Source organism: Sphingobium sp. WTD-1 (assembly GCF_030128825.1).
Classification (GTDB): Bacteria; Pseudomonadota; Alphaproteobacteria; order Sphingomonadales; family Sphingomonadaceae; genus Sphingobium.
The window spans coordinates 1,218,701-1,238,535 of sequence record NZ_CP119127.1; the positions used below are offsets into that span (position 1 = coordinate 1,218,701).

Here is a 19,835-nt window from a genome sequence, read left to right on the forward strand (position 1 = left end):
CGATGGCGGGTCGAGTCATGTCATGACTGGATTCCCTAACGGAAACAGGCGATGCCCGCTGGCGTCGCCTTTTTCGTCTCATCGATATGGATGAAGGGTATCTAATATAAATCAACGGCTTGGCCGGCATCATAAAAAATTGATCATAGAAGAAGTTTACATCCGTTCCGGGGCATGATTCCCTGTGGACGATCAGAGGGGTTGGAATGTCGAATGCGGTTGCCAGTCTGGACGATAATCAGCGGGCATGCCTGCGGCTGGTGGCACAGGGCTATACCTCCAAGCAGATCGCGCAGCGCACATCGCTGACTCCCGGTACGGTCGATCAATATGTCTACCGCGCGACCGTGGCGCTGGGCGCGAAGGATCGGCGCGAAGCGGCCCGGATATTGGTGGAGGCCGAGAAAAATACGCAATTCAAGCAATTTGAATTAAAGCCGGAGCCGCTTGTTGAACCGGCGATGGGGGGTGAGAAGGAGGCGTCGGCACCAAACAGGCCGACCCGGACCGGCGACATCCCGGCTGGTGCAGAGCGGCAGGAAAAGGGTCGTTTGCGCCAATTGGGTAACCGGATTCTGGCAACCATGGGAGGGGAACCGCATGGGCTGAATCGATGGCAGATCCTGACGACCATCTTCCGGGTCGCGCTATGGGCAGGGGGCTCCCTGGCCGCGCTGATCACGATGGGGTACTGGCTCAATCATCTGTTCGGCTGACGGTCTCCAACAATCCAACCATCTGATGGGCCAGCGAGCGCTGGCCTGAAAAGGGAGCCTTGCCATGTCCAATCCCCGCCGCGCCGAGCGCGCCGCCAAGAGCGAAATGCACATGTCGGACGACACCTTCTTCACCCTGAGCGGTCAGGTCCGCGATGCCTATGTGAAGCTGGACGATGTTCTGGCCCATACGCTGCGGATGAGCGCCGACATGATCGACACCGCCCGCACCATCGGCCTGGCCCCCGAACAGGGACAGAAGCTGTTCAAGCGCTTCCATGGCTGCATCGACACGATGATGCAGAGCCGCGAGCAACTGCTGGGCGCCCATCTGGAGGCGACCAAGATCCGCATGAAGACCAATCAGGCGGAACGCGCCGACGGCTGCTACAGCCCGTGGAGCGCGCTGGAAGAAAAGCAGGCCGACGCCCTGCGCCTGGTCGCCTGACGCGACCGGACCGGACGGCAGGATCGTGCAGATCTTCTTCGCCTATACCGTGGCGCTGATCGCGACCTCGATCTTCGTGGTGCGCTATGGCGGTGCAACCGGGCGCTGGAGCATCGCTGGCGTCTGGGTGGGGTTCATCCTGGCCCAGACGGCGGTCCTGACCATCCGGCCGGAGGCGGTGCTGATCCGCACGATCCTGGCGATCGAATGCGCCTCGCTGCTGTTCAAGATCATCATTTCGATGCTGAGCAGCCGGCGCTGGCCGATCATCGTTGCTGCCTTCCAGCTGAATGTGGCGGCGGTACAGGTCGCGGTGATCGTGTCGCCGGCCTATCTGACCAAATTCTTCTACGCCATGTCGACGATATGGGCGGTGCCGGTGCTGGTCGTGATGGCCATGGGCACGCAGATGGACCGGAAACATGCGTTCCCGGCCTGAGCAAAGGAAACGGGATGCGGAAATGCCCGTCATTCCTTCTTGCGGCCGCATCGTCCCGTGAAAGACATGCTGTTTCTGTTTTTGTCCGATTGATGGAGGGCCGATAATTATGGCATCAAGGGACATGACCCAGCGCGTTACGCGCCATCTGAACCCAGTAGGGAGTGATGGAATGGAGGGAGAGGGTGGATATCCGGCCGAGAGTCCGGTGGTCACTGCGGCGGATCTGGTCCGCGGCTTTTCCGAATGTCGCGATATGGCGACACGCGCGCCGCTCTACATCACCCATCATGGCCGGGCGACTCATGTGCTGCTGGGCGTCAACGAGTTCCGGGCGCTCAAGGCGCAATCGGGCAACGCCCATCAGGAGAGTGCCGAGGAGAAACTGTTCGCGCTGGCCGACTGGGTCGATCAGGCAGTCATCATCTGCGACCAGGACATGCGCGTCAACTTCGTCAATCGGGTCGCCAGCGCTATCTGCCGAAAGCCGGCGGGGCAGTTGGTCGGCTTCATGCTGGATGCCGTCCTGTCGTCGATGAACGGCAGCCTGATGGAAGTTCATGTGCGCCGTACCGTCAGCGGCGGTGAACCAAGCGCCGCCGATGTTCCATCCCCCTTTGCCGACGGCGCCTGGCTGCGGCTGCAGAGTTTTCCTCTCGGGAGGTCTACCGTCATCATGTTCCGCGATATTACGGAAGATGTGCGTCGCCATCGATTGGCGGATGCCAAGGCCGCGATCATCGAAGCGATGACCGTGCATGGCGATGTCGGCTATGTCCGCCTGTCCGTGCGGGGCACGATCGACAGCATCGACGTCCCTTTCACCGACATGCTGAGCCTGCCGCGAGAGCGGGTGATGGGTATACAGTTAACCGATCTGGTTATAACGCATGCGCGTGCCGCCTTTCGTCAGGCGCTGGAGCGGGCGATGCAGGGCCAGGGCGCGCAATGTGTCCACACGACGCTGTTGCGCAATCGCGGCGATACCGTTGCCGTGAAGGCTTCGATCGTCGCGTTGCAGGGCGCCTATGGCACCGAGGGGGCTGTCGTTCTGGTGACGGCGCTCGATGCCAGCGCCATAAGGGAATTGCCGCGCGCCGCCGAATAGCGCGCGGCGTTTTGCCTCAACCGCAGCGGGCGCTGGTGACGAGCATCTGATCGTCATAGCCCACGGTCAGACGATCGGGGCGGAAGTCCATGGTCATCGCCATGTTGGGCGCACCCCAGCGCAGCGTTTTGGCGCCCGATGTCTTGAGCAGTTCCGCTCCCAGATTGGCCGTGGCCTTCTGTCCAATGAAGCGGTCCAGCCCGTCATTCCTGCACGGCCCCTCCACCATAGCAGCAGGCGGTGCGGAGCCGGGGCCTTCGCTACCGGTCCCGGCACAGGCGGCCAGGGGCAGGAATATCATCGCCATCATCGGCATGGGCATCGGCATCCGCATCGTCCGTCTCCTTATTCGGCCATTCACTCGGTACGAGTCATCTTGAGGCGGCCATTCTTGACCGCGAAGGCCATCCGGCCTTCGACCAGGTCCACGGCGTCCCGGCCGAACTGATCGTAGCGCCAGCCTTCCAATATCGCGAGGTCGTCGCGCACGCCGGCAGCCAGCGCCTCGATATCGTCGGTGCGGGCGAGCAGACGCGGCGCGACATTGATGTCGCGCGAGCGGATCTTGAGTAGCAGTTTCAGCAGGTCGGCGACCAGCGCGCCATCCTTGCCCAGCCCCGGCCGCTTGGGATCGCGTTCGGGCATCTCGTCCTTGCCCAGCGGCTTGTGGCTGGCGATCGCTGCCATCAGCCGGTTGCCGATGTCGTTCGTCTTCCAGGTGGCGGACAGGCCGCGCACCTTGCCCAGATCCTCCTGCACCCGCGGCGGATGGCTGGCGATATCGGCCAGCGTCTCATCCTTGACGATGCGGCCGCGCGGCAGATTCTTGTCCTGCGCTTCCTTTTCGCGCCATGCGGCCAGTGCCTTCAGGCGACCCAGCACATCGGCCTTGCGGCTGGCGATGCGCACACGCTTCCACGCGTCCGACGGATCATTTTCATAATGGCTGGGATCGCTGATCCGTTCCATTTCCTGGTCGAGCCAGTCGCCGCGTCCGGTCTTGCGCAACTCCTCCAGCATCTTGGGGAAGATTTCGATCAGATAGGTGACGTCGCCGATCGCATAGTCGATCTGGCGCTTGTCGAGCGGCCGGCGTGCCCAGTCGGTGAAACGCGCGCCCTTGTCGAGCTGCACGCCGAGCCAGGCGTCGACGAGATTGCCATAGCCGATCTGTTCGCCAAGACCCAGCGCCATGGCGGCGATCTGAGTGTCGAACATCGGATGCGGCGTCTTGCCGGTCAGATTATGGACGATCTCGATATCCTGGCCGCCGGCATGGAAGACCTTCAGGACATCCTCATTATCGACCATCAGGTCGAGCAGTGGCTTAAGGTCGATGCCCGGCGCCTTAGGGTCGATCGCGGCGGCTTCATGCGCATCGGCGACCTGGACCAGGCACAGTTCGGGCCAGTAGCTATTCTCGCGCATGAACTCGGTATCGATCGCGACATAGGGCGATTTGGCCATGCGGGCGCAGAAATCGGAGAGCGTCTTGCTGTCGGTAATCAGCGGATGAATTTGCATATGGTCTTCGATCTTATTATGGGCTGGCCCGCGTCCTGCGGGCTGGTCGATAGTCGACAAGGCAAGCCCATAGCCGGGCCGCAACAATTTGTCATTTCCGTAAAACGAATCTGAAAGATCGAAACGCCATGCACGCCTATCGCACCCACACCTGCGGCGCCCTTCGTGAAGCCGATGTCGGCGCGACCGTTCGCCTGTCCGGCTGGGTACATCGCAAGCGCGATCATGGCGGCGTTCTCTTCATCGACCTGCGCGACCATTATGGCCTGACCCAGATCGTCGCCAAGGCGGACAGCGAGCCGCTGCGCATCCTGGACGGCCTGCGCGCGGAATCGGTTGTGACGATCGACGGCACCGTCGTCGCGCGCGGCCCGGAAGCGACCAACCCGAAGATGGCGACCGGCACGATCGAGGTCGTGGCCGATAGCGTGACCGTTCAGTCGACCGCCGCCGAACTGCCGCTGCCAGTGGCGGGCGAGCAGGAATATCCCGAGGATATTCGCCTGCGCTATCGCTTCCTGGACCTGCGCCGCGAGACGTTGCACGCCAATATCGTGACGCGCACCAAGATCATCCGCGACATGCGCCGCCGCATGGAAGATGTTGGCTTCACCGAATATTCGACGCCGATCCTGACCGCGTCATCGCCCGAAGGCGCGCGCGACTTCCTGGTGCCCAGCCGCATCCATGCCGGCAAATTCTACGCCCTGCCGCAGGCGCCGCAGCAATATAAGCAGTTGCTGATGGTCGCCGGCTTCGACCGCTATTTCCAGATCGCGCCCTGCTTCCGCGATGAAGATCCGCGCGCCGACCGCCTGCCGGGCGAGTTCTACCAGCTTGACCTGGAAATGAGCTTCGTCACCCAGGAAGATGTCTGGAACACGATGGAGCCGGTCATTGCGTCGGTGTTCGAGGAATTTGCGCAGGGCAAGCCGGTCACCCCGGCCGGCAGCTTCCCGCGCATTCCGCACGCCGAAGCCATGCTGAAATATGGCAGCGACAAGCCGGACCTGCGCAACCCGATCATCATCCAGGACGTGACCGAACATTTCCACGGCTCGGGCTTCGGCATCTTCGCCAGCCTGGTCGAGAGCGGCAATGTCATCCGCGCCATTCCGGCGCCGGGTGCAGGCGCGGGCAGCCGCAAATTCTTCGACGACATGAACAATTGGGCGCGCGGCGAAGGCTATTCGGGCCTTGGCTATATCAACATCAAGGATGGCGTGCCCGGTGGCCCGATCGCCAAGAATCATGGCGAGGAAGCGACCGCCAAGCTGATCGAGGCGTTGGGGCTTGGTCCGAATGACGGCGTGTTCTTCGCCGCTGGCAAGGAATCGCAGGCGGCGAAGCTGGCGGGTCTGGCGCGCATTCGCGTCGGCGAGACGCTCGACCTGATCGACAAGGATCGGTTCGACCTGTGCTGGATCGTAGACTTCCCCTTCTATGAATATGACGAAGACGAGAAGAAGATCGACTTCGCTCACAATCCCTTCTCGATGCCGCAGGGCGGGCTGGACGCGCTCAACAACCAGGACCCGCTGAGCCTCAAGGCCTATCAGTATGACATGGTCTGCAACGGCTTTGAGATCGCGTCGGGTTCGATCCGTAACCAGTCGCCCGAAGCGATGGTGAAGGCGTTCGAGCTGGTGGGCCTCAGCCAGGCGGATGTGGAAGAGCGGTTCGGTGGCCTCTATCGCGCGTTCCAGTACGGCGCGCCGCCCCATGGTGGCATGGCCGCCGGCGTCGACCGCATCGTGATGCTGCTGTGCGGCGCGCAGAATCTGCGCGAGATCACGCTGTTCCCGATGAACCAGCGCGCCGAAGACCTGTTGATGGGGGCGCCCAGCGCCGCCGAGTTCAAGCAGCTGCGCGAACTGCATGTCCGTGTCGTGGAGCCGCAGGCGAAGGCATAAGCCTTTCCATAGGCTGGAAGGAACAGGGCTCCCGCCATCCGGTGGGGGCCTTTTTCTTTGCCATCTTGCCTTGCTGTATTGTTATGATAACACACATGGCGGCAAGGGAGCAGGGCGGATGATGCAGACGATCATGGCAATGGCGGCGGCGGGGCTTGCGGCGGTGTCGGTGCAGGCGGCTGGTCCCGGTTTCGATCCGCGCGCTTTGAAGGCGGTTGCGGGGCCGCCCAATGAGGTGATGGTGCTGGGCACGCCCCATCTGTCGGGCTGGCCAAAGGATTTCGATGCGCAGGCGCTGGGGCCGCTGATCGACCGGCTGGCGGCGTGGAAGCCGCAGGCGATCGCGGTCGAGTCCCTGTCTGGTCTGCAGTGCGATGCGTTGCGCCGCGCGCCTTTCCGCTATGCGGAGACGGTGGAAACCTATTGCTGGGACGCGACGCCGGCACGCCAGGCGACCGGGCTGGATGTGCCGGCCGCCACGGCCGAGGTCGAGCGGCGTCTGGCCGCCTGGCCGGAGCGACCGACGGCATCGGACCGGCGCCATATGGCGGCCTTGTTCCTGGCGGCGGCGGATCAGGGATCGGCGTTGGTGCAATGGCTGCGGCTGGACGGCGCGGACCGGCATGTCGGGGATGGGCTTGATGCCGTGCTGGTGGCGCGGCTGGAAACGCTGCGCCAGCGGCGCAACGAGGAGTTCCTGATTGCCGCGCCGCTCGCTGCCCGGCTGGGGCTGGAGCGGCTGGAGCCGATGGACGACCACAGCGCCGACCGGCCCTATCGCAATGCCGAGGAGGAAAAGGCAGCGGGCGCGGCGATCATGAAGGCATGGGACAATGAAGCGACGGTGCGCCGCAAGGCGGCCGACGCCGCGCTGCAACCCGGCATCCGGACGGGGGCGGGCGTGCTGGCGCTCTATCGCGCCTATAATGCGCCGGATCAGGCGCAGACCATCTATGACAGCGATTTCGGCGCGGCGCTCAAGGAGCCTTCGCCCCAGCGGTTCGGGCGCGGCTATGCCGGCTATTGGGAGGTGCGCAACCTGCGCATGGCGGCCAATATCCGCGATGTGTTCGCCGCCGCGCCGGGACAGCGCATGCTGGTGATCGTCGGCGCCTCGCACAAATTCTATCTCCAGGCCTATCTCGACATGATGCACGATGTGCGGCTGGTCGATACCGACCCCTTGCTGCGCTGAGGCTGCGCTTGCTCTTGGCGGCAGGGTTCGATCTAATCGGCCGTCCCCTTGCAGGAGAGCGGCGCATGACGATCAATCTGTCGGACTATGAGACCGGGGCGAAGTATAAAGGCGATTATGATGCGGCGCTGCTGGCGCTGCAGCATCGCCTGTCGAAGATCCAGGTCGCCCATATCCTGCATCGCCGCCGGACCGTCATCATGCTGGAAGGCTGGGACGGCGCGGGCAAGGGCGGCATCATCAAGCGGATGACCGCAGACTGGGACCCGCGTTATTATCAGGTCCACCCGATCGCCGCGCCGACGCGCGAGGAACTGGACCATCATTTCCTCTGGCGCTTCTGGACTCGGCTGCCCGCCAGCCAGAATATCGGCCTGTTCGACCGCAGCTGGTACGGCCGGGTGCTGGTGGAGCGGGTGGAGAAATATGCGCCCAAGGCGGAATGGAAGCGCGGCTACAAGGATATCAACGCGTTCGAGGCGCAGCAGATCGAGACCGGCACCAACATCATCAAGCTGTTCGTCCACATCACCCAGGAGACGCAGGACGAGCAACTGGCGCAGCGGCTGGATACGCCGTGGAAGCGGTGGAAGACCGGGGCGGACGATTATCGCAACCGGGCCAGGCGGATCGAATATTGGGATGCGATGCACGACATGTTCGAGAAGACCGACACCAAGCAGGCGCCCTGGAAGGTGATCGACAATAATAACCGCAAGGCCGGACGAATCGCGGCGCTGACCTATGTCGCGGAGCGGCTGGAGAAACTGGTGCCGATGGATTTCCCGGCGGCCGATCCCGAGGTGGTCAAGCTGGCGCGGGAGGCATTTGGCTATAAGCCCGCCAAATAATTCCGCAAAAACAACGATCTGTAACAAAAGCGTCATCAAATACTAAGCGGTCATTTACCCTTTTCTTCTAGGTCGGGCGCCATGTACGCGCCCCAGATGCTTGATCGGCCCGACCCGGAGCCGCATGTTGCCGCCGGCACCGCCTTGCCCTTTGCGCAAGGCTGCGCCGCGGTCCGGCTGGGCCAGCCGCTCAGCCAGGCGGTCGACCGTTTCCAGGACGATGCGGCGCTGCGGCTGCTGCCGGTGGTGGATGCTGCCGATCGGCCGGTGGGGGCCATTTATGAGCGCGACATGCGACGCATCCTGTTCAACCCCTTCGGTCATGCGCTGTTGCGCAATCCCAGTTTTGGCGGGCGGCTGGACGAGCATGTGCGGCCGTGTGCGACGGTGGAGCAGAGCGCCAGCATCGAACGGCTGATCGACCTTTATGCGGCGCAGGGGAGCGATTGCGAGGGGCTGATCGTGACGCAGGGCGGCCATTATGCCGGCGTGGTCGGTGGTCCGCTGCTGCTGCGGCTGGCGGCGGAGCGGGATACGCGCGATGCGCTGGCCCGCACCCGGCGGCTGGAACATGTGACGCGCGAAAGCGGCGCATTTCGCGCGGATGTCGAGGCGCTGATCGCCGATCTGGTCGGCATGGCCGACATGCTGTCGGCACGCGCTGAACAGGCGGTGGAGCGGGCGTCGGGTAATGGCGAGGCGGCGGCCGGCATGGCGGTCGCGGCGGAACAGACGGCCGACAGCCTGCACGGCATCGCCAGCGGCGGGCAGGAACTGGGTGGGCTGTTCCAGGCGATGGAAAGCCAGGTGCGCGCGGCGGGCGAGGCGATCCGCGCGGCGGTGGCGCAGACGCAGGTCGGCGCCGAGCAGACGGCGGCCCTGCGGGTCGAGGCGGACGGGATCGGCGCGGTCATCACCCTGATCGACGATATTGCGCGGGCGACCAGCATGCTGGCGCTCAATGCCAGCATCGAGGCGGCACGGGCCGGTGAGGCCGGGCAGGGCTTTGCCGTGGTGGCGCGCGAGGTGAAGACGCTGGCGAGCCAGACGCGCGAGGCGGCGGCCGAGATCGGCCAGCGCATCGGCCATGTCCGGCTGGCGGTGGAGACGGTGGCGCAGGGGCATCTGCACATGGACGCGGCGATGGCGACCGCGAACGAGGTGTCGGCATCGGTCTTTTCGGCGGTGGCGCGCCATGGCGCCTTCAGCCGGTCGATCGCCGCGAGCCTGTCGGAAGCCGGATCGTCGAGCGACCATATCCGCCAGAGCGCGCGCCAGATCAGCGACAATGCAAGCGCGGCGGCGGCGGGTGCCCATGACATCGGCGTTGCGGCGGGGCAACTGGCGACGGTCGCGCACCGGCTGGACGATCGGGCGAGCCGGTTCCTGCAGGCGATCCAGGCAGGCTGAACCGCACAAAGCCTCTGGTAACGGCGCAAAAAGCAGCTAGTCTTGCACCCAATGGGTCCGGCACGGGCCGAAAATGGGAGAGAAGATCATGCTCGTCATGTTCGTCGGCGTCGATCGCACCGAAACCGCGGTCAACCCTACCCAGGTGACCTTCGTCTCATCCGTGACCGACGGCACCCGCATCCGCTTTGGCGAAGGCCGCAGCGTCACCGTGACCGAACCGATCGCCGAAGTGCTGGATTCGCTCAACCGCGCCCTGCGGCCGCACGAATAGCGGTCTTTGCCCTCTTCCCTTCCTGCGACCTGATGGCGACAGCACTCTCTTGCGCCCGGCAGGTAAAAGGCCCGCCGCGCCATCGCGCAACGGGCCTTTTCAGAGCGTGAAGCCAGAGGTGGACGAAAGGCAGGTTCAGGCGCCCGGTTGATCCGGTCGGGCGCGGTCGTCCTGCTTAGTCGTCATCCCCCGCTTCGGGTCCGGCCATCATCCCTTCGGCGACTTCCTCGGTCTTGCCGCGAATCGCCTTTTCCAGGCGGTCTGCCATTTCGGGATTTTCCTTGAGGAAGGTCTTGGCGTTTTCGCGACCCTGGCCGATGCGGACCGAGTCATAGGAGAACCAGGAGCCCGACTTCTCGACCAGCCCGGCCTTGACGCCGATGTCGAGCATCTCGCCGATCTTGGAAATGCCCTCGCCATACATGATGTCGAATTCGACCTGCTTGAAGGGCGGGGCGACCTTGTTCTTCACCACCTTCACGCGGGTCGCGTTGCCGACGATATCGTCGCGATCCTTGATCTGGCCGGTGCGACGGATGTCGAGACGGACCGAGGCGTAGAATTTGAGCGCGTTGCCGCCGGTCGTGGTTTCCGGATTGCCGTACATCACGCCGATCTTCATGCGCACCTGGTTGATGAAGATCACCATGCACTTGGAGCGGGCGATCGAGCCGGTCAGCTTGCGCAGCGCCTGGCTCATGAGGCGCGCCTGCAGGCCGACATGGCTGTCGCCCATCTCGCCCTCGATCTCGGCGCGCGGCACCAGCGCGGCGACCGAGTCGACGACGAGGATGTCGATGGCGTTGGAGCGGACCAGCGTGTCGACGATTTCCAGCGCCTGTTCGCCGGTGTCGGGCTGCGACACGATCAATTCGTCAATGTCGACGCCCAGTTTCTTGGCATAGATGGGGTCGAGCGCATGTTCTGCGTCGACGAACGCGGCGGTGCCGCCGGCCTTCTGGGCTTCGGCGATCGCATGCAGCGTCAGCGTGGTCTTGCCCGAGCTTTCCGGGCCGTAAATCTCGATGATGCGGCCCTTGGGCAGGCCGCCGATGCCGAGCGCGATGTCGAGGCCGAGCGAGCCGGTCGAGATCGATTCAATCTCGATCTTCTCGCGGCTGCCGAGCTTCATCGCGCTGCCCTTGCCGAAGGCGCGATCAATCTGGGCGAGCGCCGCCTCCAATGCTTTCTGTCTGTCCATTGTGCCTGTCTTCTTGGAATCGATGAGTGAGAGCATAGCGGTCATCGGCCTATCCCCTGTCAAGCGGATCGCGTCGAGTCACTCGGCGCCTGCCAATGATGTATCCTGTTTGTTCCTGTGGAACAAGAGGGGAACGGAAATTTCCTATCCTGCCTATTCAGTCGGCGAAAATCTTCTCCAGCGCGCGTTCGACGGCGCCGATGGTGAAGGGCTTGGCGAGCGTCGGCCGATCGGCATGACCCTGCGGCAGATCATCCGCCATGCCGCCGGTGGCGAACAGGAAGGGGATCGACTGCTGCGCCAATATGTCGGCGACTGGCCAGCTTTTTTCACCCTGGAGATTGCAGTCGAGCAGGGCGGCGTCGAACCCGCCCTCGCGCGCCAGGGCGCACGCCTCGTCCACCGACGCGGCGGTCGCGTGGAGGCGATAGCCGAGCGCGTCGAGATAATCCTCCAGCATCATGCCGATCATCGCTTCATCCTCGACGATGAGGATGGACTTGCCGTCAGCCATGCGCCCTTGTCCCTTGTTCTTGCTTCCCATCGCTAGCCAAAGGGGCAGGCGATGCCCAGCATAATCGTTTGCCGGCGGGCAAGTTCATTCCGCCGCCGGTCGCATCGCCAGCGCGTCGCGCGCCGCTTCGGCCAACTGGTTGACGGAAAAGGGCTTGGGCAGGAAGGCGACATTGGCGATGTCGATCGACTTGCGCAGTTGCTCCTCGGCATAGCCGGACATGAACAGCACGGGGAGGTCAGGAAAGCTGCGTCGCGCCTGCGCCACCATCGCCGGGCCATCCATATTGGGCATCACCACGTCGGAGATCAGCAGGTCGATCTTCTCGCCGCCGCCCAGCACCTCCAGCCCCTGTTCGCCATCGCTGGCGGTCAGCACCTTGTAGCCCTGGCGGGTGAGGGCGCGTTCGGCCACGGCGCGGACCATATCCTCATCCTCGACCAGCAGCACCGTGCCGGTGCCCCAGGTTTCGCTGCGCTTGATCGGCGTCTTGGGCTTGGCCTGCTCGATGTCGCCGCCGGCATAGACCGGCAGATAGATGACGAAGCTGGCGCCCCGGCCCAGTTCGGATTCGGCGAAGATATAGCCGCCCGACTGCTTGACGATGCCGTAGACGGTGGAGAGGCCAAGGCCGGTGCCCTTGCCCAGTTCCTTGGTGGTGAAGAAGGGTTCGAAGATCTTGGACAAGATGTCGGGCGGGATGCCAAGGCCCGTGTCGGACACGCGCAGCGCGGTATAGTCGCTGATCGGCAGGATCTGCTGCCGCATCTCGCGCACGCGGTTGGCGGGTACGCCATAGGTCTGGATATTGAGCGTGCCGCCTTCGGGCATGGCGTCGCGGGCGTTGACCGCCAGATTGACGATCACCTGCTCCAGCTGGCCGGGGTCCGCGCGCACCGCGCCGAGGTTGCGGCCATGGCTGACGTCGAGCTTCACATTCTCGCCGAGCAGGCGTTTCAGCAGATTGGAGACGTCGGCGACGATGTCGGGCAGCTGCAAGATCTGCGGGCGCAGCGTCTGCTGACGCGAGAAGGCGAGGAGCTGGCGGGTGAGGCCGGCGGCGCGATTGCTGTTCGACTTGATCTGGGTGATGTCGTCATAGTCGCTGTCGCCCGGCGTATGGCGCATCAGCATCAGGTCGCAATGGCCGATGATGGCGGTCAGGATATTGTTGAAATCATGGGCGACGCCGCCGGCGAGCTGGCCAATGGCCTGCATCTTGGTCGCCTGCGCGACCTGGCGCTTGAGCTTGGATTCCTCGCTATTGTCCTTGAGGCTGAGCAGCACGGCGGCTTCGCCCAGGCCGCGGACGCCGGCCAGGCTGAGCGCGATCGGTTCTTCGGGCTGTTCGCGCATGCGCACGGCGATGTCGCCCGACATTTGCGGGCCGACGGCAAAGCGGCGTACCGCATCGGCCACCGCCGCCTGATCCTCGCGCACCACCAGATCGCCGGGATAGCTGGGCGTTTCGGCTTCCTTGATACCGGCGGCACGGGCGAACGCCTTGTTGACGAACAGCACCCGGCCGTCACGGTCGGCCATGGCAAGGCCGAAGGGCAGCAGCGAGAGCAGGGTTTCGATATAGGACAGGGCCGAGGTGCCGCCGCCGCCGGCCGGCTCGTCGATCAGCAGCAGCAGCATCGGCCCATCCTGCGCGCCGTTCTGGACGCCGCCCGGCTGCGACGCACGGCGTAGTGGCACCTGCAACAGGCGCAGCGGCAGGCCGCCGCTCTCTTCGCGCGCCAGGAATAGCCGGCCCTTGTCGTCCACCCGCATATGGGCGGCGAAGTCGCGGCCGGTGATGTTGGCGTCAATGCGGCCGGCGGCGCGCAGCAGGAAGGCGCCATTGGCGGCGCGAATACGGCCTTCGCCGCCGATCATCACCGCCATGATGCCGGCTTCGCCCAGTTGCCGCCCGGCCTCACCGGTCAGGACGCGATGGACATCATCGAGCGCGCTGGGCTGGCGCATCGGGGTGAAGCGCCAGAGCAGATAATCTTCCGATCGGCCGGTGCGGGCAATGTCGACGTCGAGGCGCAGGGTTGCATGGGCGATGGCCTCCACCTTGGCCTCGCCATCGCGCCAGGCGGCGCGGGCGGCGGCGGTCAGGCTCTCGATCAGCGAGGCATCGGCATTGACGGCCGGGGGCGAGGGGTAGCCGGGGAACCATTCGCCGAACAGGTCGCTGGCGCAGACCAGCCGGCCGGCGCGGTCGGTGACGGCGATCGCCATGCTGGAGGCGTCGGCGGCGGCGCGTGCCACGGTCCAGTCGGGCACCGCATCGCGATCGGACAAGACCGGCGGATAGAGACGACGATACCAGGCCAGCAGGGCAGCGATGGTGACGACGGTGGCGGCAAAGCCGGCGGCCAGCGCCCAGTCGCCAATGGCATAGAGGACGATTGCGGCGGAGGCGGCTGCGGCAAGCGCGAGCAGGGGCACGAAGCTGCGCGACGGGGCCTGCCCCATCCACGCCTCATCATCCCTCTTCATTCGCGCGGCCATGCCCGGCGTCCCCTTAAGCCCTTAGAATGGAACCATGACGCCATTCGTCAGACCGGCGCAATCTCTTCCAATGCGCTGCTTTCGGTGCGCTTGCCAATCCTCAATTTGCGCGCCTGCCACTTGCGGCCCATGCGGCGGCGCCAGAACCAGTCGGCGCCGACATAGCCGAGCACCGCGCTGGCGAGCGAGATGAGGAACAGGCCGAGCAGCATGGCCGGGGCGGCTTCGGAAAAGAGCCAGGCGCACCATTGGCCGATCGAGGCATGGCCATCGACCAGCGCCATGAAGCCGGAGGCGTCGGCGCTGCGGCCGAGCATCCAGTTGCCGAGCCACACCGACGCCATCAGGATCAGCGGCGTGGTGGCCGGGTTGGACAGGAAGGTCATCGCCGCCGCCACCGGGATATTGGCGCGGAAGGGCAGGGCGAAGATCGCTGCGCCGGCGATCTGGACGCCGGGAATCAGCAGGAAGATACCGACGAACAGGCCGAGCGCGACGCCGCGCGGCACCGACCGGCGGGTGAAGCGCCACAGCGAAGGTTCCAGCACGCGATGGGCGACGGGGGCAAGGACGCGGCTCTTCTCCAGCGATTCACGGGTCGGCGCGTTGGCGTGCCACCAGCGGGAGAAGCGATTGTCCATGGATCAGCTATGCGCCTTCATGATGCGCTGCTGATCGCGCTTCCAGTCGCGCTCCTTGATCGTGTCGCGCTTGTCGTGATTCTGCTTGCCCTTGGCCAGCGCCAGCTCGACCTTGGCCCGGCCCTGGCTGTTGAAATAGACCATCAGCGGCACCAGCGTCATGCCCTTGCGCGACACCGCGCTGTGCATCTTCTCGATCTCACGCTCGTGCAGCAGCAGCTTGCGCACCCGCTTGGGTTCGTGATTTTCGCGGTTGCCGTGGCTATATTCGGGGATGTTGCTGTTCACCAGGAAGACCTGGTTGCCCTTCACCTCGGCATAGCTTTCGGCAATATTGCCCTCGCCGCCGCGCAGGGCCTTCACCTCCGTGCCCTGCAGCGCGATGCCGGCCTCGAACACGTCCTCGATGAAATAATCGAAACGGGCGCGCCGGTTCTCGGCGACGATCTTCTTCTTGTCGAAGGTTGCGGGGCGGGGGCGGGCCATATTCTGCTGCTTAACTCAATTCATCATATAGGGACGCCGGCGCGTCAAACCAGACCGGCGATCTCCAGCGCGCGATCGACCGCGGCGCGGCTCGATTCCGACGGCCAGGTAATCGGCAGCCGAAGCTCGCCGGGCATGTCGGGCCGCACGCGGGTAAGGGCATATTTGACAGGGCCGGGTGAAGAATCGCTGAACAGGGCATCATGCAGGGGATAGAGACGATCCTGCAGCGCCAGGGCACCATCCCAATCCTGCGCGGCGCAGGCCGCCTGGAAATCGGCGACCAGGCGCGGGGCGACATTGGCGGTGACCGAAATACAGCCCCGGCCGCCCATCGCGTTGAAGCCGAGTGCGGTTTCGTCATTCCCCGAAAGCTGGCAGAAGTCCGGGCCGCAGGCGAGGCGCTGCGCGGTGACCCGCCCCAGATTCCCGGTGGCGTCCTTCACCCCGACGATCGACTGATATTCCTGGCTCAGCCGGTGCATCACCGGCACGCCGATGTCGGTGATGGTGCGGGTGGGGACGTTGTAGAGGACGATCGGCAGGTCGCAGCGCTGCGCCAGATAGGCGAAATGCTGGTAGACGCCTTCCTGATTCGGCTTGTTGTAATAGGGCGCGACGACCAGCGCCGCGTCGGCGCCGGCGGCCTGGGCCGCATACATATGTTCCAGCGCGATGCGGGTGTCGTTCGATCCGCAGCCGGCGATCACCGGCACACGGCCGGCCGCCTGGTCGACGCAGATGGCGATGACGCGATTATGCTCCTCGACCGTCATGGTCGCGCTTTCGCCGGTGGTGCCGCAGGGGACCAGCGCGCTCGACCCTTCCTCGATCTGCCAGTCGACCAGGGCGCGGAAGGCGGCCTCATCCACCGCTCCGTCGCGGAAAGTGGTCACCAGGGCTGGAATCGACCCGGAAAACATCATTAAACTCCTTCAATTCTCCGGGCGACCGGGGCATGATCGGGCAAGCGGCGCGCTATAGCGCGTCATTCAGGGCCTGATAAGGATGCAATAGCGATTATGTCCAGCATGCCGAAGCCCGGAACTGTCGAAAGTTACCTGATCCGCATGCCTGTCATTGCTTTATTGCTCGCGACCGCCGGTGCCGGCGCCCAGACCGAAACCCCCACCGTCTATGCCCAGGCGATGGTGCAGCCCCTGCCGGGCCAGCCGGGCTCGACTCAGCCCAGCGCCTGGAACCAGGCGGCGAGCCGCGTCGGCATGCCGTCCGATCCCTCGATCGCCGGCACGATCAGCCAGTGGCGCGCCTTGCAGCAGAGCGATGGGCTGGGCTTTTCCACCTATGCCAGCTTCATCATGGCCAATCCCGGCTGGCCGGGCGAGGACCGGATGCGGCGGCTGGCCGAGACCGGGATCAATCCCGACAGTTTTGATCCGCGCCAGGTGATCGCCTTCTTCGCCCGCTTCCCGGCGCGCACCGCGACCGGCCATGCCCGCAACGCCGTGGCGCTGATGCAGGCCGGGCGGATGGACGAGGCGCGGGTCGCTGCGCGCACCGCCTGGATCACCGGCACGCTGAGCCCGACCGACGAGGCGCGGCTGCTGTCGCTGTTCGGATCGGGCTTTACCGTGGCCGACCATGACCAGCGGGCCGACGTGCTGCTGTGGAGCAATGACACGATCGGCGCGATGCGGATGCTGGCCTATGTCAGCCCGGCGCGCCGGGCGATCTATGATGCGCGCATCGCCTTTCGCCAGAAGTCGCCGGACGCCGCGATCAAGATGCAGACGGCCGAGCCGGCCGGCGGGGCGAGCGATGCGGGCTTCATCGCCGACAAGGCGACCTGGCTGCTCAACAGCGGCAACTGGATCGCCGGGCGGCAATATCTGGCCAATCGCCAGCCGCTGACCTTCCGCCCCGGCAATGCCGAAAAATGGTATGAGACGTTGCTGACCCAGGCGCGGTCGTCGGCGAACGACAGCCAGTGGAGCTTTGCCTATGGCATCGCCAGCCAGCTGGACGACGCCTATGCGCCGGGCACGGACGTATCGACCCGGCCGATCGGCGAGCGTGACGATTATACCAGCCTTGCCTGGCTGGCGGGCACGACCGCCTTCTACAATCTCAACCGGCCGACCGATGCGGTGGCGATGTTCCGCCGCTACGCCACCGGCGGCAAGTCGCCCCAGGTCCAGGCCAAGGGCTATTATTGGGCCGGGCGCGCGGCGCTGCAGGCGGGCGATGCCGCCAGCGCCAACAGCTATTTCAACCAGTCGGCGCAATTCCCCGACCAATATTATGGCCAGCTGGCGCTGGAGCGGCTGGGCCGGCCTGTGCCGCCGCCGCCCGAACGGGCGGTGTCGATCTCGGCTGCCGAACGCAGCGAGTTCAACAACCGGTCGGTGGTGCGCGCCGCCAGGGCGCTGGGCCAGATGGGCTATTGGGAAGACCAGAGCAAGTTCGTCCGCGCCATTGCCAATGGTGCCGACAGCGATGGCGATCATTTCCTGGCCGCCGAACTGGCGGAGAATTTGGGTCGCCCCGACATGGGCGTGATGGTCGGTCGCCGGGCAGTGTCCAATGGCCTGACCGGCTATGGCGCCAGCGCCTTCCCGCGCGTGCCGGTGCCGCCCACGGCGCAATATAACTGGACCATGGTCCATGCGATCGCGCGGCAGGAAAGCCAGTTCGACAAGCAGATCGTCAGCCATGCCGGCGCGCGCGGCCTGATGCAGCTGATGCCGGGCACGGCGCGCGAGCAGGCGGGCAAGCTGGGCCTGAGCTATGACGCCGGCTCGCTCAATGATCCCAGCTACAACATCATGCTGGGGTCGGGCTATTTCCAGCGCATGCTGGATTATTATGGCGGCAGCTATCCGCTGGCCGTGGCCGCCTATAATGCCGGGCCGGGCAATGTGAATCGCTGGGTCAAGGCCAATGGCGACCCGCGCCTGCCGGGTGCCGACATGCTGCGCTGGATCGAGCAGATCCCGATCTTCGAGACGCGCAACTATGTCCAGCGGGTGCTGGAAAATGCCGTCGTCTATGAAGCGATGAATCCGGAACGCGCCAAGTTCAAGGGCAGCAATGCGGTGCTGAGCCGCTATCTGGGCAAGCAGACGCCGGGCTGATCTTTCCGGTTTGCGCGTCGGCCAAGGCTGTGGATAAGGGGCGGCATGAGCGGTCCCTATCCCAATTATATCAGCCCCGAGGGCTTTGCGAAGCTGCGCGCCGAATATGACCATCTGCTCGGCGTCGAGCGGCCGCGCATCGTCGAGGTGGTGAGCTGGGCGGCGGGCAATGGCGACCGCAGCGAAAATGGCGACTATCTTTATGGCCGCAAGCGGATGCGCGAGATCGACGGGCAATTGAAGCGGCTGTCGAAGAAGATGAAGGACGCCAAGGTCGTCGACCCGCGCCAGCAGCCCGACAAGGGGCGGGTCTATTTCGGCGCGACCGTCACCATCGCCGACGAGGATGATCATCATCGCACCGTGACGATCGTCGGCAATGACGAGGCGGATGCCGGCGCCGGCCGGATCGGCTGGGGATCACCGATCGCCCGTGCCCTGCGCGGGGCGGCGATCGGCGACCTGCGCCGGGTACATCTGCCCGCCGGGGAAAAGGAATATGAGGTGATGGCGATCAGCTATCCGCAATAGGATTTCGATCGCTTAACTTCCCATATTTCCCGCACATTTTGACATGGAATTTCCAACCCTCGTAATATCCTTGCGTGGGCCATCCCCATTATAGGGGCGATCAGCCCTGTAGGACAGCATCCGCCAGCCAGGCGCGGAAAGCGGCCATGGCGGGGCTGTCGGGACGGGACAGCAGGCGGGTGAGCCAATAGCCGCCGACGTCGACGCTCTCAGGAAAAGGCTGGACCAGCCGCCCGGCCTGCAGATCGGCGGCGAACATCGCGACCGGGGCGAGGGCGACGCCAAGGCCGGCGCGCGCCGCCTCCACCATCAGCAGCGAAGTATCGAACATCGGCCCGCGCAGCGGCGGGCAGGGTGCGCCGGCGGCGGCGAACCAGCGCGGCCATTCGTCGGCACGATAGGAACGCAGCAGCGGCTCGCGCGCGAGCGCGGCGGGATCGACCAGGCGGGCGGCGACGGCAGGCGTGCAGAGCGGCGCGAGCGGCGCGCGCAGGATCGGCTGGGCATGGGTGCCGTGCCAGGCGCCCTCGCCAAAGCGGATCGCCAGGTCCAGTCCCTCGCCGGCCAGGTCGACCCGGTTATTGTTGGTCATCAGCCGCAGGTCGACATGGGGGCAGGCGCGGGCGAAATCGGCAACGCGCGGCAGCAGCCAGCCGCCGGCAAAGGTGCCGACCACGCCCAGCGTCAGCACTTCATGCAGCCGGCCGCCCTCGATCCGCTCCAGCGTGCCGCCGACCCGATCGAACGCATCGGCCAGCACCGGGAGCAGCGCCAGCCCCTCGTCGGTCAGAGCGAGGCCGCGCGGCAGGCGGCGGAACAGCGGCGCGCCGATCCGTGCTTCAAGCTGCGCGACCTGCTGGCTGACAGCGCCCTGGCTGACGCAGAGTTCGAGGCCGGCGCGGGTGAAGCTGAGATGCCGGGCCGCCGCCTCGAAGGCGCGCAGGGCATTGAGCGGCAATTGGGCGCGATCCATGGTCATGACAT

20 protein-coding genes are annotated in these 19,835 nt (G+C 65.1%); 11 read left to right on the forward strand and 9 right to left on the reverse strand.

The annotated features are described in order from the left end of the window. The first annotated feature begins 206 nt into the window (after positions 1 to 206). From N6H05_RS06040 to N6H05_RS06055, 4 genes are all read left to right on the forward strand, one after another. Positions 207 to 716 carry a helix-turn-helix domain-containing protein gene (locus tag N6H05_RS06040; protein WP_284113083.1) on the forward strand — a complete coding sequence of 170 codons (510 nt, stop codon included), beginning with the start codon at positions 207 to 209 and terminating at the stop codon, positions 714 to 716. A gap of 64 nt (positions 717 to 780) precedes the next feature. Further along, positions 781 to 1,164: a hypothetical protein gene (locus N6H05_RS06045; protein WP_284113084.1), complete on the forward strand. Its 384-nt coding sequence runs from the start codon at positions 781 to 783 to the stop codon at positions 1,162 to 1,164. A gap of 25 nt (positions 1,165 to 1,189) precedes the next feature. Continuing rightward, complete coding sequence (locus N6H05_RS06050) at positions 1,190 to 1,603, forward strand: hypothetical protein (RefSeq protein ID WP_284113085.1); 414 nt, start codon at positions 1,190 to 1,192, stop codon at positions 1,601 to 1,603. Positions 1,604 to 1,775: 172 nt separating this feature from the next. Further along, positions 1,776 to 2,711, forward strand: a complete 936-nt coding sequence (locus N6H05_RS06055; protein WP_284113086.1) for a PAS domain-containing protein — start codon at positions 1,776 to 1,778, stop codon at positions 2,709 to 2,711. Between the two features lie 16 nt (positions 2,712 to 2,727). Here N6H05_RS06055 and N6H05_RS06060 read toward each other — a convergent pair whose 3' ends face one another. Together N6H05_RS06060 and rnd are read right to left on the reverse strand one after the other, a co-directional pair. After that, positions 2,728 to 3,045: an I78 family peptidase inhibitor gene (locus N6H05_RS06060; RefSeq protein WP_284113087.1), complete on the reverse strand. Its 318-nt coding sequence runs from the start codon at positions 3,043 to 3,045 to the stop codon at positions 2,728 to 2,730. Positions 3,046 to 3,068: 23 nt separating this feature from the next. Beyond that, the gene (gene rnd, locus N6H05_RS06065) at positions 3,069 to 4,235 is read right to left on the reverse strand and encodes a ribonuclease D (RefSeq protein ID WP_284113089.1); all 1,167 of its coding nucleotides are present in this window, start codon (positions 4,233 to 4,235) and stop codon (positions 3,069 to 3,071) included. Between the two features lie 128 nt (positions 4,236 to 4,363). Between rnd and aspS the strand changes: the two genes are divergently transcribed. The 5 genes from aspS (at position 4,364) to N6H05_RS06090 (ending at position 9,878) form a co-directional block, all read left to right on the forward strand. Then, positions 4,364 to 6,148, forward strand: a complete 1,785-nt coding sequence (gene aspS, locus N6H05_RS06070) for an aspartate--tRNA ligase (RefSeq protein WP_284113090.1) — start codon at positions 4,364 to 4,366, stop codon at positions 6,146 to 6,148. 118 nt (positions 6,149 to 6,266) lie between these two features. Further along, positions 6,267 to 7,343 carry a DUF5694 domain-containing protein gene (locus N6H05_RS06075; RefSeq protein WP_284113091.1) on the forward strand — a complete coding sequence of 359 codons (1,077 nt, stop codon included), beginning with the start codon at positions 6,267 to 6,269 and terminating at the stop codon, positions 7,341 to 7,343. 65 nt (positions 7,344 to 7,408) lie between these two features. Further along, the gene (locus tag N6H05_RS06080) at positions 7,409 to 8,194 is read left to right on the forward strand and encodes a polyphosphate kinase 2 family protein (protein WP_284113092.1); all 786 of its coding nucleotides are present in this window, start codon (positions 7,409 to 7,411) and stop codon (positions 8,192 to 8,194) included. 81 nt (positions 8,195 to 8,275) lie between these two features. Continuing rightward, complete coding sequence (locus tag N6H05_RS06085) at positions 8,276 to 9,604, forward strand: methyl-accepting chemotaxis protein (protein ID WP_349666213.1); 1,329 nt, start codon at positions 8,276 to 8,278, stop codon at positions 9,602 to 9,604. Between the two features lie 88 nt (positions 9,605 to 9,692). Then, positions 9,693 to 9,878, forward strand: coding sequence for a hypothetical protein (locus tag N6H05_RS06090; protein WP_004208680.1), 186 nt, complete (start codon positions 9,693 to 9,695; stop codon positions 9,876 to 9,878). A 175-nt stretch (positions 9,879 to 10,053) separates the two neighbouring features. Here N6H05_RS06090 and recA read toward each other — a convergent pair whose 3' ends face one another. The 6 genes from recA to dapA form a co-directional block, all read right to left on the reverse strand. Then, positions 10,054 to 11,124 carry a recombinase RecA gene (gene recA / locus N6H05_RS06095; protein WP_004208679.1) on the reverse strand — a complete coding sequence of 357 codons (1,071 nt, stop codon included), beginning with the start codon at positions 11,122 to 11,124 and terminating at the stop codon, positions 10,054 to 10,056. A 112-nt stretch (positions 11,125 to 11,236) separates the two neighbouring features. Next, positions 11,237 to 11,593: a response regulator gene (locus N6H05_RS06100; RefSeq protein ID WP_136185633.1), complete on the reverse strand. Its 357-nt coding sequence runs from the start codon at positions 11,591 to 11,593 to the stop codon at positions 11,237 to 11,239. 84 nt (positions 11,594 to 11,677) lie between these two features. Next, complete coding sequence (locus N6H05_RS06105) at positions 11,678 to 14,062, reverse strand: hybrid sensor histidine kinase/response regulator (RefSeq protein WP_284114181.1); 2,385 nt, start codon at positions 14,060 to 14,062, stop codon at positions 11,678 to 11,680. 83 nt (positions 14,063 to 14,145) lie between these two features. Further along, entirely contained in the window at positions 14,146 to 14,739 is a 594-nt protein-coding gene (locus N6H05_RS06110; RefSeq protein WP_188081449.1) for a DUF2062 domain-containing protein, read from the reverse strand. A gap of 3 nt (positions 14,740 to 14,742) precedes the next feature. Then, positions 14,743 to 15,225, reverse strand: a complete 483-nt coding sequence (gene smpB, locus N6H05_RS06115; protein ID WP_010337314.1) for an SsrA-binding protein SmpB — start codon at positions 15,223 to 15,225, stop codon at positions 14,743 to 14,745. 44 nt (positions 15,226 to 15,269) lie between these two features. Further along, positions 15,270 to 16,148 (reverse strand): 4-hydroxy-tetrahydrodipicolinate synthase, encoded by an 879-nt coding sequence (gene dapA, locus N6H05_RS06120; RefSeq protein WP_010337316.1) that lies wholly within the window; start codon positions 16,146 to 16,148, stop codon positions 15,270 to 15,272. Between the two features lie 99 nt (positions 16,149 to 16,247). On the opposite strand from dapA, the gene N6H05_RS06125 reads away from it, so the two are divergent. Both N6H05_RS06125 and greB read left to right on the forward strand, forming a co-directional pair. Continuing rightward, complete coding sequence (locus N6H05_RS06125; RefSeq protein WP_284113095.1) at positions 16,248 to 18,320, forward strand: lytic transglycosylase domain-containing protein; 2,073 nt, start codon at positions 16,248 to 16,250, stop codon at positions 18,318 to 18,320. 45 nt (positions 18,321 to 18,365) lie between these two features. Next, the gene (gene greB, locus N6H05_RS06130) at positions 18,366 to 18,851 is read left to right on the forward strand and encodes a transcription elongation factor GreB (protein WP_097384626.1); all 486 of its coding nucleotides are present in this window, start codon (positions 18,366 to 18,368) and stop codon (positions 18,849 to 18,851) included. A gap of 100 nt (positions 18,852 to 18,951) precedes the next feature. Here the strand turns inward: greB and N6H05_RS06135 are convergent, their stop codons facing one another. Then, positions 18,952 to 19,824 carry a LysR family transcriptional regulator gene (locus tag N6H05_RS06135; protein ID WP_284114182.1) on the reverse strand — a complete coding sequence of 291 codons (873 nt, stop codon included), beginning with the start codon at positions 19,822 to 19,824 and terminating at the stop codon, positions 18,952 to 18,954. Positions 19,825 to 19,835: the final 11 nt, after the last annotated feature.

What these genes read in the sequence shown, in the direction of transcription:
- N6H05_RS06080 (WP_284113092.1), top strand. Translation starts at nt 7,409, where the DNA reads ATGACGATCAATCTGTCGGACTATGAGACCGGGGCGAAGTATAAAGGC.
- N6H05_RS06040 (WP_284113083.1), top strand. Translation starts at nt 207, where the DNA reads ATGTCGAATGCGGTTGCCAGTCTGGACGATAATCAGCGGGCATGCCTG.
- smpB (WP_010337314.1), bottom strand. Translation starts at nt 15,225, where the DNA reads ATGGCCCGCCCCCGCCCCGCAACCTTCGACAAGAAGAAGATCGTCGCC.
- N6H05_RS06055 (WP_284113086.1), top strand. Translation starts at nt 1,776, where the DNA reads ATGGAGGGAGAGGGTGGATATCCGGCCGAGAGTCCGGTGGTCACTGCG.
- N6H05_RS06125 (WP_284113095.1), top strand. Translation starts at nt 16,248, where the DNA reads ATGTCCAGCATGCCGAAGCCCGGAACTGTCGAAAGTTACCTGATCCGC.
- N6H05_RS06105 (WP_284114181.1), bottom strand. Translation starts at nt 14,062, where the DNA reads ATGGGGCAGGCCCCGTCGCGCAGCTTCGTGCCCCTGCTCGCGCTTGCC.
- greB (WP_097384626.1), top strand. Translation starts at nt 18,366, where the DNA reads ATGAGCGGTCCCTATCCCAATTATATCAGCCCCGAGGGCTTTGCGAAG.
- N6H05_RS06075 (WP_284113091.1), top strand. Translation starts at nt 6,267, where the DNA reads ATGATGCAGACGATCATGGCAATGGCGGCGGCGGGGCTTGCGGCGGTG.
- rnd (WP_284113089.1), bottom strand. Translation starts at nt 4,235, where the DNA reads ATGCAAATTCATCCGCTGATTACCGACAGCAAGACGCTCTCCGATTTC.
- N6H05_RS06085 (WP_349666213.1), top strand. Translation starts at nt 8,276, where the DNA reads ATGTACGCGCCCCAGATGCTTGATCGGCCCGACCCGGAGCCGCATGTT.
- N6H05_RS06045 (WP_284113084.1), top strand. Translation starts at nt 781, where the DNA reads ATGTCCAATCCCCGCCGCGCCGAGCGCGCCGCCAAGAGCGAAATGCAC.
- N6H05_RS06100 (WP_136185633.1), bottom strand. Translation starts at nt 11,593, where the DNA reads ATGGCTGACGGCAAGTCCATCCTCATCGTCGAGGATGAAGCGATGATC.
- N6H05_RS06090 (WP_004208680.1), top strand. Translation starts at nt 9,693, where the DNA reads ATGCTCGTCATGTTCGTCGGCGTCGATCGCACCGAAACCGCGGTCAAC.
- N6H05_RS06060 (WP_284113087.1), bottom strand. Translation starts at nt 3,045, where the DNA reads ATGCGGATGCCGATGCCCATGCCGATGATGGCGATGATATTCCTGCCC.
- recA (WP_004208679.1), bottom strand. Translation starts at nt 11,124, where the DNA reads ATGACCGCTATGCTCTCACTCATCGATTCCAAGAAGACAGGCACAATG.
- N6H05_RS06135 (WP_284114182.1), bottom strand. Translation starts at nt 19,824, where the DNA reads ATGGATCGCGCCCAATTGCCGCTCAATGCCCTGCGCGCCTTCGAGGCG.
- aspS (WP_284113090.1), top strand. Translation starts at nt 4,364, where the DNA reads ATGCACGCCTATCGCACCCACACCTGCGGCGCCCTTCGTGAAGCCGAT.
- dapA (WP_010337316.1), bottom strand. Translation starts at nt 16,148, where the DNA reads ATGTTTTCCGGGTCGATTCCAGCCCTGGTGACCACTTTCCGCGACGGA.
- N6H05_RS06110 (WP_188081449.1), bottom strand. Translation starts at nt 14,739, where the DNA reads ATGGACAATCGCTTCTCCCGCTGGTGGCACGCCAACGCGCCGACCCGT.